This window comes from Rothia nasimurium (genome assembly GCF_928391935.1).
GTDB lineage: Bacteria > Actinomycetota > Actinomycetes > Actinomycetales > Micrococcaceae > Rothia > Rothia nasimurium_D.
Map to the genome: position 1 here is coordinate 119,286 of NZ_CAKMTD010000005.1, position 15,761 is coordinate 135,046.

Here is a 15,761-nt window from a genome sequence, read left to right on the forward strand (position 1 = left end):
TTTTGGCAGAGGTACACTTGGCCGCTTAACATTGCGTAGGCACCCATATATTGCCGGTTCATCTGGCAGGTGTACCCTCCCAGTATGCCTTCGACGACCCCGTATCGGTTGTAGGCAAGATCGGGTATCTGGGGGAAGTAGGAGTTAAAAACTGAGATAGCTTCAGCGCAGCTTACGGCTCCGCCAGAGACATAGACGCTTCCCTCAGTACTTTCGCCCTCACTATTGACCACGGGGCCGCAGTTGGTACCTGGCGCTGCAATAGCATCTGATGCGGGAGAGGCTTGTTCAGAAGGAGAAGGAGGTGTCTGGGCTTGTGCGGGAGTGGCCTCAGTAGTTGTTTGCTCTACCGTAGGTTCAGATGAGGGCGTTTCTGCGGTAGGTGAGGGGCTTGATGTTGTGGCCGAAGGCGACGGTGCTGCCGAGCTGCTTGATGATTCATGAACGGGGGTGGGTTCTGGAACACCGCCGGATGAGGAGCAGGCTGAGAGCGCGAGAGCCGCGATTCCCAGGATGCTCATGAGTGTGGTGCGAGAAAACATAGAGATTCCTTTGCTGGTGTGTACAGGTTTAACTCTAGCTTTATTCAGTTGATAAAAGCAGAAGGACGCCGCCACGCACCTTACCTGCCGTGGGGCAGGGTAGGGGCGGGGCGGCGTCCTTACACAGTAGCTAGCGACTAGCTGGGGGCAACCTCACCGAAGTAGCGGGCCAGGGTGCCCTCGTGGGCTTCGCGCAGCTCGTCCAGGTCGATAGCGACCTCACCCTGAATGTCCAGGGCCTTAGAAGCAGCGTCTACGACACCAATCCGGGCGAAGGGGTAGTCGCGAGCGGTGCACATGTCCTTGAAGCGAACTTCCTCAGAACGGGGCACAGATACAACCACGCGGCCCAGGGACTCTGAGAAGAGCAGGGTGAAGAGGTCAATACCGTCACGCTCAGCAACCTCACCCAGGCCAACGCGGGCACCGACGCCAAAGCGCAGGCAACCCTCAACCAGGGCAGCGGCCAGGCCACCGGCAGAAACGTCGTGGGCGGCATCAATCATGCCGTCCCGGCTCATGTTCACCAGCATGTCGCCCAGTAGCTTCTCAGCCGCCAGATCAACCTTGGGGGGCAGGCCGCCCAGGTGACCCTTGAAACGGGCCCACTCGGAGCCGTCCAGCTCGTCGCCGGTGGTGCCCAGCAGGTAGAGGGCCTGGCCGTCGTGCTCAGGAGCCCAACCGGAGGGGGTGCGGCGGGTGACGTCGTCCATCACGCCCATCATGGCAACCACGGGGGTGGGGTTAATAGCCTTGCCACCGGTCTGGTTGTAGAGGGAGACGTTACCGCCGGTCACAGGCACGCCCAGTTCCATACAGCCGTCAGCGATACCGCGTACAGCCTCAGCGAACTGCCACATGATGTCCGGGTCCTCGGGGGAACCGAAGTTCAGGCAGTCAGAGACAGCCACGGGGCGGGCGCCCACGGTAGCGACGTTACGGTAGGCCTCAGCCAGGGAGGCCTTGGCGCCCTCGTAGGGGTCCAGCTTAGTGAAGCGGGGGTTAGAGTCGGTGGCCAGGGCAACGCCCAGGCCGGTCTCTTCGTCCACGCGAATCACGCCAGAATCATCGGGCATGGACAGGGCGGTGTTGCCCTGAACGTAGCGGTCGTACTGGTTAGTAATCCAGGACTTGGAGCACATGTTGGGGGCGGCCATGAAAGCCTTGATAGCCTCGCCCAGCTCAGCACCGGTGGGGCGGGCGTCGTCCGCGCTAGAGCCGGTGAACTTGTCGGCCTGCAGGGCGTCCTGCCACTCGGGGCGGGCGTAGGGGCGCTCGTAGGTGGGCCCGTCGTGGGCGACGGTCTTGGGGTCAACGTCCACGATGATCTCGCCCTGCCACTCGATGGTCAGGCGGCCAGAGCCGGTGACCTCACCCAGAATGGAGTATTCGACATCCCACTTGGCCATGATGTCTTCGAAGCGGCTCAGGTTCTCGGGGGTAACCACTGCCATCATGCGTTCCTGGGACTCAGACATGAGGATCTCACCCGGGGTCAGGGTGGGGTCGCGCAGCAGAACCTTGGTCAGGTCAACGTGCATACCGCCGTCACCGTTAGAGGCCAGCTCGGAGGTGGCGCAGGAAATACCCGCAGCGCCCAGGTCTTGAATACCTTCAACGATGGAGTTCTTGAAGAGCTCCAGGCAGCACTCAATCAGCACCTTCTCAGCGAAGGGGTCGCCCACCTGGACGGCGGGGCGCTTGGAGGGCTTGGTGTCGTCGAAGGACTCCGACGCCAGAACCGAAGCGCCGCCAATGCCGTCGCCACCGGTGCGGGCACCGAAGAGGATGACCTTGTTGCCGGTACCTGAGGCGTTTGCGGTGCGGATGTCCTCGTGGCGCATGATGCCCACAGCCAGGGCGTTGACCAGGGGGTTGGCCTGGTAGCACTCGTCAAACTCAACTTCGCCGCCGATGTTGGGCAGGCCCAGGGAGTTGCCGTAGCCGCCCACACCGGAGACAACGCCGGGCAGGACGCGGGCGGTGTCGGGGTGGTCAATGGCACCAAAACGCAGGGGGTCCATGACGGCCACGGGGCGGGCACCCATCGAGATAATGTCACGCACGATACCGCCCACGCCGGTCGCTGCACCCTGGTAGGGCTCAACGTAGGAGGGGTGGTTGTGGGACTCGATCTTGAAGGTCACGGCCCAGCCGTTGCCAATGTTGGTCACGCCGGCGTTCTCGCCGATGCCGACCATGAGGTCCTTCTTCATCTCGTCGGTGACCTTGGCGCCGAACTGCTTGAGGTGAACCTTGGAGGACTTGTAGGAGCAGTGCTCAGACCACATAACCGAGTACATGGCCAGCTCGGCTGCGGTGGGGCGGCGGCCAAGAATCTTCTTGATGTCCTCGAACTCGTTTTCCTTCAGGCCCAGCTCAGCCCAGGGGAGTTCAGTGTCAGGGGTGGCTGCGGCGTGCTCGACGGTGTCGAGGTTAAACTTCTTTTCGCTCAATGTTGGATTTCCTTATGACGCGGCGTTTAGGCCGAAACCAGCTTGTTCAGTACCGAGGTGAAGACGCCCAGACCGTCGGCGCCCCCGCGCAGGGGCACGGTGCCGAAGCCTGAGGAGGAGGGGCCGAAGCCGGGTTCGACGGCGTGCTCGGGGTGGGGCATGAGGCCAACTACGTTACCGCGCTCGTTGGAGATACCGGCGATGTCGTTGCGAGAACCGTTGGGGTTGACGTCCACGTAGCGGAAGACGACGCGGCCTTCAGCTTCAAGGGCCTCAAGGGTCTTGGCGTCGGCAACGTACTGGCCGTCCTGGTTCTTGAGGGGGACGACGATGTTCTGGCCTGCTTCAAAGTCGCTGGTCCAGAAGGTCTGGTTGGTTTCAACGCGCAGGATCTGGTCGCGGCAGATGAACTTACGGTGGTCGTTCTTAATCATGGAGCCGGGCAGCAGGTGGGTTTCGGTCAGGATCTGGAAACCGTTGCAGATACCGAGGACGGGCAGGGGAGCGGAGCCGGAGGTGCCAGCGGCCTGGGCTGCTTCAACGACCTTGCTCATGACCGGGGCTTTCGCTGCGATAGCGCCTGCGCGGAGGTAGTCACCATATGAAAAACCGCCGGGTACGATAACGGCGTCTACATCGTGTAGGGCTGCTTCATCGTGCCACAGCGGTACGGGGGTGCCACCTGCCAGGCGGACGGCGCGGGAGGCGTCGCGGTCATCCAGGGTGCCGGGGAAGGTGATGACGCCAACGCGCACATCTGCGAGGGCGGCGTTGGGGGTGCTGACGGAGAAGTCGCCGACGAGGGGAACTTCAGTTGCTGCGAGGGATTCTGCCACCTTGTTTAGTCCTCCAGCGCTTCGACGTTGACTACGTCTTCGATAACGGGGTTGGAGAGCAGTTCTTCTGCTGCCTGGCGGGCCTGGGCGAGCAGTTCTTCGGTGACTTCGCCGTCGACAGTAAGTTCGAATCGCTTGCCCTGACGGACATCGGTGAAGTTGGTGAGTCCGATGCGGGGAAGTTCGTGTGCGATTGCCTTGCCCTGGGGGTCGAGGATCTCGGGCTTGAGCATAACGTCAACAACAATACGGGCCATGAATGGGCACTCCTTGGGTGCTGGAATCTAGTAAGAGCCGTCACCTATTTTAGCTGACGGTGAGCCAGGTCGCCTTGTTTTGAGATGGTGTGGGCCAGGGCATTTCTAGGCGGGCGCCGGGCCGGGGCGCTGATCTCTACTGGGACAAAAAGCGGGGATTTTCCCAATAAGGGCCTTAACGGGAAAATTCCTCTCAATTTTCTCATTAGTGGGACGCCGTCGCTTCGTCTAGGTCGGGGCGGGGGTGCGGCGTCTGGCTGTGGTGAGCATGCGTCATATCGCTGAGCGTGCGGTGGAACGGTGCAGGTTCAGTGATATAGCCCATGGTCGAGGTGTATGAAGGGTTAGCTGATAAGTGCTTGCGCCGCCTGCAGATTAGCGAGGGCAAGGGCGGGGTTGGTGCGGGCCAAGGCTAAGGCCGAGACGGTGAGGGCCACCAGGGATCGACTCTGATGATCCAGCTGGGAATCGGTAAGGTTCGGACGGGCCCTGCCCAGCCCCGCGCGGAAGGCGGCGAGGAGTTCGTCGTAGTAGCCAGATATGGCGGCGCTGACGGTGGGTTCAGCCCCGACGGGGGAGTTGGCGGCGGCAATGAGGAGGCAGCCCGGGTGGGAGCTGGTTGAGCGGATTGAGTCTGCTAGGTGCTCAAAATAGGAACGGAGGGCGTGAGGGGTAGCGTTTTCGCTGGTGAGTGGGGCTAGGAGGGGGCGGACGCTCTGCGCCAGATAGTTTTCGATTACTGCGTCGAAGAGTTCTTTTTTGGAGCCAAAGGCATGGTAGAGGCTGGAGCGTTTGAGGCCGGTGGCTTCTTCGAGGTCGGGGACGGACGTGGCTTCGTAGCCTCGGGCCCAGAAGAGGTTGCGGGCCTGGGTGAGGACCTGGTCGCGGTCAAAGGTGGCGGTTCGCCCCATGGGTGTGCCTCATTTCATCATCACCAAGGGTTTTGTACTGACTCTTCTAGTATATATTGGAATGAGCGTTGCAAAAAACTTTCTGAAAGGACACCTCTCATGACCATCGCCGGTATCATCGCCCTACTGCTCGCCGTTGCCCTACACGTTTTCATCTTCTACCTCGAATCCTTCGCCTGGACCACCCGAGCCCTGCCCGTCTTTGGAATGAGCCGTGAATCAGCCGAGCAGACCAAGGAAATGGCCTACAACCAGGGCTTCTATAACCTCTTCCTGGCGCTCATTGCTGCTGCCGGCGTCCTGGCCCACCTGGCAGGTGCCCCTGCTGTTGGCCTGGCCCTCATGCTTGCTGGCACCGGGTCTATGCTGGCTGCCGCGGCCGTCCTCTTCATTGCCTCACCTGACAAGCGCCCCGCTGCCATTAAGCAGGGTGCCTTCCCCCTGCTGGCCGTCCTCCTGCTCACTCTCGGCGCCATGATCTAAAAGGGGCTTACACAACCTGCGCGAGGCCACTGGGTTCAGTGGCCTCGCGCAGGTTTTTTGTTGCCCCGTGGGCGGGGTGAGGGGCCTGTGAGTAGGTAGGACGTCCGATGAGTCGGTTTCTGGCCGGTGGGGTCATGTCATATTTCCATTAATTTTCAGAAGTGCAAAATTGCCGGGGGGGGGGGTGGGTTAGGTGAACCTAATACCTGTCTGGTTTGGAAAAATAATACCTGTCTTATTTCAAACTTCAACTGTTCCTGTGTGGTGCTTCAAAACTGATCGAATGTAACAAATAGGGAAAACCCTAGAGCTCCTAAACCTGTCTGGCTACCCTGAAAGTGTCACTCTAAAACCTTTGCGAGAACTCCCAGAATTCTCGGTCCTTCGCGGGATCATCTGGGGTTTCTTGCGTGCACCAAAAGAGGAACACCATGACAACCCCAAAACATACCGCTAAGCGCAATGCCGCGCTCATTACCACAGCCGCAGTCGTCTCTGGTGGTCTTATATTCCTTCCCCAAGCCGCTGAAGCATCTGAAGCATCAGATTTACCTGTAGCCCTCAGCTCCAACGGCGCCCGCATGAGTATCGCTGAACTCAACCAGCAGATCTCCTGGGCCAACTTCAAGCCCGCCGCTGGCCAGGGCCAGGTCGGCGTTTGGAACTACGGCACCGGCAACGCCTTCCAGGTCGGCTCCGTCTACACCCACGAAATGATGTACGCAGGTGACGTCGTCCGTATCACCGCCGAAGTCGTGGAACTCAAGCCTTACCAGGACGACGACGTTAACTGGAACCGCGCGGAGAACACAGAGGCCAAGGTCGTCGCCACGGAAGACAGCGGAACCTATTCCCACCTGACCTATGCCGGTATTCCCATGCTCAATGAGGACGGCAGCAAGGCCCTGGGCAACCTGGGCTCCAATGTCGACGGCGGTAACATCGGTATCACCTTCAACGTCACCGCCGTCCGTATCCTCTCTGACGGTAGCGAAGTTCCCGTCCGTCCCTCCATCATCGTGGCTGACGGTGAGATGGCCGGTGTCGCAGAGTTCCAGGCCTACTCCACCACCGGTACCGCCTGGGACCTCCTTGCTGAGGCCAAACGGAGGGAATCCTACCCCTCCTTCCGGGACTACCCGGACTCGCTGACTTCAGACTGGTTCAGCTACAATAATCGTCATTACAATATCAACGACTGGAAGCTCAACCCCAACGACCCCAACCGCGGCATCGGTACTAGCCTGGTCGGCCCCCTGCGCACTGAAGCTTACGAGCCTAAGGAAGGTCCTCATCCTGCCCATGGCTCCGTCCCCATCGTTGAAACCACTAGTACCTCAACCCAGGGCATGAACGTCTCCATCTTCGTGAACTCCCCTGGCCAGCAGCAGGTCCGTCTGGGCTTCGTCCTCTTCGATCAGGGAGATGCCCCTGAATCCTACGGATCAGCCAAGCACCTCATCGCCGATAATCCCCAGATTCCCAACTACCAGAACCCCAAGATTGGTCGCGTTGGGCCCGACTTCCGATCTGAAGACGGCGCTGACGTCGAATGGAAGAGCGACGACATGTACGACGCCGGCGACGAAGGCATCGCCGACTTCACCGCCGCTGGTAACACTGACGACGACCTCGCCTTCTACTTTGCCTCGAGCACCCGCTTCGAGTACCAGATGATGGCCTCCCGCTCCAACGACCCCGCCAAGAGCTCCTACCTGCGCTCCTGGGTCGATACTAACAACGACGGCACCTTCGAGGTAGGTGAAGCCTCCGAACCCGTCCGCGTTGACACCTACACCGCTCAAGGCCAAGCCGGCGCCATGCACACCCTGGCCTTCAACAACCCCCACCAGATCGTTGACACCTCCCTCAACTACGTCGGCGTCCGTGCCCGTATCGCTGATAACTTTGCAGATATCCAGCACCCCACCGGCTTCGCTTCCTCCGGTGAAGTTGAGGACTTCATGGTGCGCGTCATCCACCCGCCGCGCGGTACCCAGCAGTTCACCGAAACCCCTCAGAACACCCCGGTAACCTCCACCCCGATCGGCTTCAACGCCTACGGTAACCTCAAGGACAACTTCAGCGTCGCCAACGCCCTCCTCGGCACCAGCGAATACAAGATCGTTGGCCCCGACGGAACCCTCTACGGGGTAGGGGAGACCTACACCCTAGCAGGTGAAGGCAGCTACGTCCTCAACGCCGACGGCACCGTCACCTTCACCCCCGAACCCCAGTTCGTCGGTACCGCCAAGGGCGTCGCTATCCGCGCCTACGATGAAAACGGCAACGACACCGGTTGGACCTCCAACACCACCCTCAATGGCCTTGAAAACGTCAACGACATCCGGGTCAACGGCGCCCGCACCATGGACGCTATCTTCGTCCCCACCGTTGTAGGAGCCAAGCCCAGCGCAACCGTAGACTCCAACCTCGACCGTCAGGGCGCCCCCCAGACCTCCGAAATTGTCTACACCCCGGGCTCCGAATTCGCACCCCTGGACTTCTCCACCACCACCTTCGTTGACGGCGATGGCAACCCCATCTCAGGCACCACCATCCCAGCCATGAAGGACGGCGTCCAGGTCGGCACCTACACCCTGGACCCGGCAACCGGCCAGGTCACCTTCCAGCCCAACCCCGACTTCGTCGGCTCACCTGACCCCGCCCGCGTCCGCATCAGCGACCGCAACGGCGAACACGCCACCGGCATCTTCGCCCCCCACGTCTTCCCCGTAGCACCTGCGGCAGACGGCAAGGAAACCGGCGACCTCCAGGGCCGTGACCAGAGCGCAACCCCCACCTTCACCGAGAGCGACGGCAAGCCCATCGTTCCCAGTGCAAGCAACCCCGTGCGCTTCATCGATCCTGCCACCGGCCAGCCCACCGACGAAACCACCATCCCTGCCACCGATGAAACCGGCAAGCAGATTGGTACCTACACCGTCGATCCCCTGACCGGCAAGATCACCTTCACCCCCAACAAGGACTTCACCGGAACCCCGGTGGCCGCCACCGTCACCGTCAAGGACAAGTACGGTGTGCCCGTCACCGCCACCTACACCCCGACCGTCTTCACCGTCACCCCCTTTGCCTCTGACGACGTCACCACCGGCCTCCAGGGACGGGAACAGACCGGCCGTCTGGACTTCCAGCCCGGCCACGAAGAAGTCCCCCTGGACTTCTCCACCACCACCTTCGTTGATGGCGATGGCAACCCCATCTCAGGAACCACCATCCCCGCCAAGAAGGACGGTGTCCAGATTGGCACCTACACCCTGGACCCGGCAACAGGCCAGGTCACCTTCAAGCCCAACCCGGACTTTGTTGGAACCCCTGACCCCGCCCGCGTCCAGGTTAAGGACATCAACGGCACCCCCGCCACCGCCGTCTACACCCTCAGCGTCACTGAGGTCACCGGCGACGTCCTCGTCACCTACAAAGACACCACCGGCAAGGAGATTCCCGGCCTGCCTCCCGTCACCGACACTAAGGACAAGCGGGTCGGCACTGACTACGACACCACCGACCACAAGCCAGCTGAATTCACTGCGGTCGACGGTAGCCGCTACGTCCTCGTCCCCTCCCTCACCGAAGGCGACGAAAAGGGCACGGTAGCAGAAGGTGAAACCACCGTCGCCTACGTCTACCAGAAGGTCGGCAGCTGGATCACCAATATCCCGGGCCAGCCCGTCGAAAAGATCCCCTTCCCCTTCGACCCCGAAAACCCCGGCAACCCCATGGTCCCCGGTGACGGCGTAACCATCCCCTACGTCCCCGGTTTGACCCCGGTCGATCCTGGCACCAACCAGCCCCTGACCCCGGTTGACCCCGAGGATCCCACCAAGGGCTACGTCCCGCCGACCCCCAGCACCCCCGGTGAAGACCTCAACATCACCTATGTACCCAACGCTAGCGGTAGCGTTACCGTCAAGTACCAGGATGTTGACAGCAAGGAAATCTCAGTTTCCGTCATCGACACCGAGGCCGGCACCAAGGTGGGCGAAGAGTACGACACCACCGACCACAAGCCCACCGAAATCGTCACCGAGGACGGTAGCCGCTACGTCCTCGTCCCCTCCCTCACCAAGGGCGACGAAAAGGGCAAGGTCACTGAAGTCGACACCGAAGTCATCTACGTCTACCAGAAGGTGGCTAACTGGGTTCCCATGCTCCCCGGCGTCCCCGTCGATGAGCTTCCCAAGATCCCCTTCCCCTTCGACCCTGCCAACCCGGACCAGCCGGTAACCCCGACCCCGGACCAGACTATTCCCCACGTCCCCGGCTTCGTTCCGGTTGACCCCCGGGATAAGACCCCGCTGAATCCGGTTGATCCTAACGATCCCAAGAAGGGTTACATCCCGCCGGCCCCCAGCACCCCCGGTGAGGAACTCCTCATCCCCTACCAGCTCGTAGCAACCGGTAGTGTCATCGTCAACTACGTCAGCACCGGCGGCGACACCATCAAGGCCCCCGTCACGGACACTGCTGGCGCAGCGGTAGGTACCGAGTACACCACCACCGACAACAAGCCCGAAACCATCATGCTGTCCGATGGCACCCGCTACGTGCTCATCCCCGGCAAGACCAAGGGCGCAGAAACAGGCACGGTAACTGAGGGAACCACCGAAGTCACCTACGTCTACGCGAAGGTCGGCTACTGGGAACCCAAGATCCCCGGCGTCCCCGACGAGAATCAGCCCAAGATTCCCTACCCCTTCGACCCTGCCAACCCGGACAAGCCGGTAACCCCGACCCCGGATACCGTCATCCCCTGGGTCCCCGACCACACCCCGGTTGACCCCGAGGATCCCACCAAGCCCCTGACCCCGGTTGACCCCGAGGATCCCACCAAGGGCTACATCCCGCCGACCCCCAGCACCCCTGGCGCCAACACCCCGATTCCCTACGTCCCTGTAGTGGAAGAGACCCCAGCGCCCGAGGCTAAGGTTGGCAGCGTCGTGGTTCGCTTCACCGACACCGAGGGTAACGCCATCAAGGACCCTGCCTACCTGGTCACCGACTCACCTGTCGGCGGTAGCTACGACACCACCGGCACCAAGGCCGCAGAAATCATTGCAGCCGACGGTAGCCGCTACGTCCTGGTACCTTCTAAGACCATCGGCACTGAAAAGGGTGAAGTCACCGAAGGTACCACCGAGGTCACCTATGTCTACCAGAAGGTAGGCAACTGGGTACCCAAGCTGCCCGGCGTCCCCGTCGAGGATCTGCCTAAGATCCCCTACCCCTTCGACCCTGCCAACCCGGACCAGCCGGTAACCCCGACCCCGGATACCGTTATCCCCTACGTCCCCGGTTACACCCCGGTTGATCCTCAGGATCCGACCAAGCCCCTGACCCCGGTTGACCCCGAGGATCCGACCAAGGGCTACGTCCCGCCGACCCCCGGCACCCCCGGTGAAGAACTGGTCATTGACTACGTCAAGGACGCAGATAAGGTCGGTAGCGTCATCGTCAAGTACCAGGACAAGGACGGAAACGCCATCCCCGGCCTCAACCCCGTCACTGACACCCGCGACGCAGTCGTCGGCACTGACTACTCCACCGAGGACCACAAGGTCACCGAAGTAACTACCGCCGACGGTAGCCGCTACGTCCTCATCGCCGTGGAGGGCACCGAAAAGGGCCAGGTCGTTGAGGGTGAAACCACAGTCACCTACATCTACCAGAAGGTTGGCTACTGGATTCCGCAGCTCCCCGGCGTCCCCGTCGAGAATCTGCCCAAGATCCCCTTCCCCTTCGATCCTTCTAACCCGGACAACCCCTCCGTCCCCGGTGAAGGCGACGTAGTGCCCTACGTTCCCGGCTTCGTCCCGGTCGACCCAGTCACAGGTGAACCCCTGCAGCCGGTTGATCCTAACGATCCCAAGAAGGGCTACATCCCGCCGACCCCCGCTAACCCCGGTGACGACCTGGTCATTCCCTACAAGCCCGTAGAGAATAAGCCGGTTGACCCGACTGACCCGGCTGACCCCGGCGTCCCCAACCAGCCCATTACCCCGGCCCCCGGTGACGGCCAGCCCGGTACCCCCGGTGACGGTCAGCCTGGTGACGGTCAGCCCGGCACCCCCGGCGACGGCCAGCCTGGTGACGGCCAGCCCGGTGACGGCCAGCCCGGCACCCCCGGTGACGGCCAGCCCGGTGACGGTCAGCCCGGCGATGGTCAGCCCGGTACCCCCGGTGACGGCCAGGGCAAGGGTAAGGACGGCGGTAACGCCGGTGGCTCAGGCGACACCGGTAATACCGGAGGCAAGACCGGTGGTAACGCTGGTGGCTCCACTGGCGGTAACACCGGAGATGCAGGCCAGGGCAAGACCCCCGCACCTGCAGGTAAGTCTTCCAGTGGCAACCTTGCAAACACCGGTGCTCAGGTTGGCACAGCTGCCGGTCTCGGTGCCCTGCTGCTGGGTCTCGGTGCGGCCCTGACCCGCCGCAACCGTCGCAAGGACTCCTAACGCCAAGCGTCAAGAGTCTGACCTGAACCACTAGGTTCCTTCACAATGTACTCAGCCCCTTGGGGCTAACCGGCGGGCGGGCCAGCACCTGGCCCCCCGCCACCCTAGCTACACAAGACCCCTCCTCTCAACCTGGTTGAGAGGAGGGGCCTTGCGTATGGTTAGCTCTGACGCAGTGCGAGGGTGAAGCTAGAGCGCCCGATCGATGGCGTCCAGAAGCTGCTGGCGCAACTCAACCGACCGGGCAGCAAAGGCCCGCTGCTGGCGGGCGTACTCAAGTTTGCCCTCAGGCGTCTCAATCTTGACCGGCTCGTAGCCCCAATCCCGCAAATCGTAAGGGGCTGCCCTCATATCCAGCTCCCGAACCTCCCAGGCTAACTCAAAACAGTCCATGACCAGGTGAGAGGGCACCAGCGGCAGGAGCTTATAGGCCCACTTATAAATATCCATGTTGGCGTGCAGGCACCCCGGCTGCTCCAGGTTGCGTTGCTCCTCCCGCGTCGGCTGCAGCTCGTTGAGGGGAGCGGCCTGCGGCATAAAGAAGCGGAAAGCGTCAAAATGGGTGCAGTGGATTCTGTGGCTCTCCACTACCCGGTCGGTGCCCTCCGGCCCCAGCCGTAGATCAAGGTAGTCGTGGCGGATGTTATTCTCCACCGACTTATAGGCCATCGCCCACTCATGCAACCCAAAGCAGCCGAAATTACCGGGCTTGGCGGCTGTGTTGCCCAGAATAATGCGGGCAAAATCAATGGCGGATGCGCGGGCTTCGGCAAACTTTTCGGTATCGACCAGGACGCTACTGCCCGCCTCCGCCGCTTCGGCAGCTTCGGCTGGGGGTAGGCCTGCTTCTTCTAGTTCTTGCCGGGTGGCGGGCCGGTAGAACTTCCAGTCTGCCCGGTCGGCGGCGTCGTGCAGGATTATTCCGGCCCCGGGGTGCCAGCGCATGAATTGGCCTGGTTTGAGGGTGTAGTAGGTGAAGAGGAAGTCTTCAACGGGGTGGGCCTTGCCCCGTTCGCGTCGGGCTGCGAAGGGTAGGGCGTAGCGGCCAGCGCGGTTTTCGTGGGCGGACGCCAGCGCCCGCCACTCGTCAGAGGCAAGGAGGGTAAGGGGCATGAGGTCTATTCTAATGGGCAAAAGCAGGCCCCGGGCCAGCAGCGCTACACTGCCAACCCGGGGCCAGCCCGTCCTTACCGGACGAAACAAAAACCTACAACCTAACGGCCAGTACCACCATAAACAGTAGCCTCACCCTCGGCATCCAAACCGAAAGCAGTATGGACCGCACGAACAGCCTCATCCAGCTTCTCAATATCAGTAATCACCGAAATACGGATCTCAGAAGTAGAAATCATCTCAATGTTGATACCAGCAGCACTCAAAGCGTCAAAGAACTTGAACGAAACACCCGGGTTAGACTTCATGCCCGCACCCACGAGAGACAGCTTACCAATCTGCTCGTTGTACTCCACAGACTCAAAGCCCAGCTCAGCCTTCTTCGCCTCAAGGGCAGCCAGAGCAGCCGCACCCTGCTCCTGGGGAAGAGTGAAGGAGATATCAGTAACGTCAGGGCGGTCAGTAGAGACATTCTGAACAATCATGTCCAGGTTCACGTTAGTCTCATTCAAAATACCAAAGACCTTAGCGGCAGAACCCGGAACATCGGGAACACCAATAATAGTGACCTTAGCCTGGCTACGGTCGTGGGCAACGCCCGAGACGAGGGGCTGTTCCAAGGGGATCTCCTTCAGATTAGTTTCCATACCCTCATTGTCCGGGATAACGAGGGTGCCTTCAAGCTGTGAGAACGAAGAACGCACATGCAGCTTCAAGTTAAAGCGGCGGGCATACTCAACAGAACGCAGGTGCAGAATCTTTGCGCCGTTAGCAGCCATCTCCAGCATTTCTTCGCTGGTAACAGTGTCAAGCTTGTGGGCGGTAGGGACGATACGGGGATCAGCGGTGAACACGCCGTCAACGTCAGAATAAATCTCACACACATCAGCATTCAGGGCAGCAGCCAGAGCAACAGCAGTAGTATCAGAACCGCCCCGGCCCAGGGTAGTGATGTCCCGGGTCTGACGGTTCATGCCCTGGAAGCCAGCAACCACAGCAACATAACCCTCGTCAAGGGCAGTGCGGATACGCTCAGGGTTAACCTCAACCAGGCGGGCGGAGCCGTGGACGCCGTCGGTAATCATGCCGGCCTGGGAACCAGTGAAGGACTGGGCGCGTCCGCCCATGCTGTTAATAGCCAGGGCCAGCACGGCCATGGAAATTCGCTCGCCGGCGCTCAACAACATATCGAGTTCACGCGAGGGGCCGGCATTGGGGGTTACTTCAGCCGCAAGGTCGAGCAACTCATCGGTGGTATCACCCATCGCTGAGACAACAACGACGACCTCGTTGCCAGCCTTCTGCGTGTCCACAATACGGCGGGCAACGCGCTTGATACCCTCGGCGTCAGATACCGAGGATCCGCCGAACTTTTGGACAATCAGGCTCATTTGGTTTTCTCCAGTACAAAGTATGGTGTGGGGCCGGCGAGTAACCGGCTCACCACCTATGGTATGGCCCGGCGCCTAAGATGAACTATTTTTGCTCACATGACGGGAATATAACGTGTGTGACGGAAAATTACAGAGAGACAGGGGTTCGTTGCAGGACGCTGCGGGCTAGGTCCAGGGGTTCACGTAGGTCTTGCCCGGAATAGGAGGTATCTCGGGGGCCACCGTGCGCAGGGGAGTTTTCTTCAGCTCTTCCAGCTTGGCTTCGTAGGCTTCGCGGCGCTCGTCGTCCTCAGCGGATGCCGGGGCGGGGACGTCCGCGCCCTCTTCCGCCTCGAAGGCTGCGGCGGCTGCCCGCTCAGCAAGCTCTTCGGCAGAGAGCTCGCCGGGCACTTTCTCAAGTTCCTGCTCTAGGAGGGCTTCGTTCAGGTCGCCCTGGGTTGCTGCCGGGCTGGCCTGGGCGGACGGGCTGGGGTCGGGGGCGTCCTGCCCTGTAGGCTCCTGCCCGGTTGGGGCGTCTAAATCATCGAACATGGAGCCAGACCAGCGGGCCCGAGGGGCCTTCGCCGCCTCAGCCTGGGCGGCCTGCTCAGCCTTTGCCTGGTTTTCTTCTTCGACAGCGGCCTCAAAATCCTCAACCGGGTTGGCCGTCTCAGGGCGGTTGCCCTCGCTAATGATCCGGCGACCCTCTAGGGCCCGGCCCAGGGTGATTTCGTCGGCATACTCCAAATCGCCACCCACCGGCAGGCCCGACGCCAGGCGCGACACCCGAATCCCGATAGGCACCAGCAGGCGGGAGAGGTAGGTGGCGGTAGCCTCCCCCTCAAGGTTGGGGTCCATGGCCAGAATCAGCTCGGTAATACGCTCATCGGACAGGCGGGCTACCAGCTCACGAATCCGGAGCTGCTCGGGGCCGATACCGGCCATGGGGTTAATGGACCCGCCCAGCACATGGTAGCGGCCGTTGAAGGATCGGGTGCGCTCAACTGCGACCACGTCCTTGGACTCCTCAACCACGCAGAGCATACTGGGATCCCGCTGCTCGTCCCGGCAGATAGCGCAGAGCTTGGTTTCAGAGACATTGCCGCAGATATCGCAGAAGCTGACGGTCTTTTTGACGCGGGAAATTGCGTCGGTCAGCTTGGCCATCTCAGACGACTCAGCGTTCAGGATGTAAAAAGCAATGCGCTGGGCAGACTTAGGCCCGACGCCGGGCAACCTGCCGAGTTCATCGATCAGATTTTGGACGGCACTCTCGTACACTCAAACTCCTTGCGCCCGGCACCTAGCCGGTGG

General features: G+C 61.3%; 9 protein-coding genes. 2 read left to right on the plus strand and 7 right to left on the minus strand.

Going from position 1 to position 15,761, the window contains the following annotated elements; translation table 11 throughout:
- Positions 1 to 679: 679 nt before the first annotated feature.
- From purL to L7A15_RS07060, 4 genes are all read right to left on the minus strand, one after another.
- A complete protein-coding gene (gene purL / locus L7A15_RS07045; RefSeq protein WP_237208921.1) occupies positions 680 to 2,998 on the minus strand; it encodes a phosphoribosylformylglycinamidine synthase subunit PurL in 2,319 nt (772 codons plus the stop codon).
- A gap of 26 nt (positions 2,999 to 3,024) precedes the next feature.
- Positions 3,025 to 3,834: a phosphoribosylformylglycinamidine synthase subunit PurQ gene (gene purQ, locus L7A15_RS07050; protein ID WP_237188981.1), complete on the minus strand. Its 810-nt coding sequence runs from the start codon at positions 3,832 to 3,834 to the stop codon at positions 3,025 to 3,027.
- A gap of 5 nt (positions 3,835 to 3,839) precedes the next feature.
- Entirely contained in the window at positions 3,840 to 4,091 is a 252-nt protein-coding gene (purS, locus tag L7A15_RS07055) for a phosphoribosylformylglycinamidine synthase subunit PurS (protein ID WP_237188980.1), read from the minus strand.
- A gap of 344 nt (positions 4,092 to 4,435) precedes the next feature.
- Positions 4,436 to 5,002, minus strand: a complete 567-nt coding sequence (locus tag L7A15_RS07060) for a TetR/AcrR family transcriptional regulator (RefSeq protein ID WP_237208922.1) — start codon at positions 5,000 to 5,002, stop codon at positions 4,436 to 4,438.
- 99 nt (positions 5,003 to 5,101) lie between these two features.
- On the opposite strand from L7A15_RS07060, the gene L7A15_RS07065 reads away from it, so the two are divergent.
- Positions 5,102 to 5,485, plus strand: coding sequence for a DUF1304 domain-containing protein (locus L7A15_RS07065; RefSeq protein ID WP_237208923.1), 384 nt, complete (start codon positions 5,102 to 5,104; stop codon positions 5,483 to 5,485).
- A gap of 431 nt (positions 5,486 to 5,916) precedes the next feature.
- Entirely contained in the window at positions 5,917 to 11,961 is a 6,045-nt protein-coding gene (locus L7A15_RS10675) for a MucBP domain-containing protein (RefSeq protein ID WP_272878657.1), read from the plus strand.
- A 189-nt stretch (positions 11,962 to 12,150) separates the two neighbouring features.
- On the opposite strand, the gene L7A15_RS07080 is transcribed toward L7A15_RS10675, so the two are convergent.
- The 3 genes from L7A15_RS07080 to recR form a co-directional block, all read right to left on the minus strand.
- Positions 12,151 to 13,074 (minus strand): 3-methyladenine DNA glycosylase, encoded by a 924-nt coding sequence (locus L7A15_RS07080; protein WP_237208924.1) that lies wholly within the window; start codon positions 13,072 to 13,074, stop codon positions 12,151 to 12,153.
- Between the two features lie 101 nt (positions 13,075 to 13,175).
- Complete coding sequence (locus tag L7A15_RS07085) at positions 13,176 to 14,465, minus strand: aspartate kinase (protein WP_237208925.1); 1,290 nt, start codon at positions 14,463 to 14,465, stop codon at positions 13,176 to 13,178.
- A 168-nt stretch (positions 14,466 to 14,633) separates the two neighbouring features.
- A complete protein-coding gene (gene recR, locus L7A15_RS07090; protein ID WP_237208926.1) occupies positions 14,634 to 15,728 on the minus strand; it encodes a recombination mediator RecR in 1,095 nt (364 codons plus the stop codon).
- Between the last annotated feature and the right edge of the window lie 33 nt (positions 15,729 to 15,761).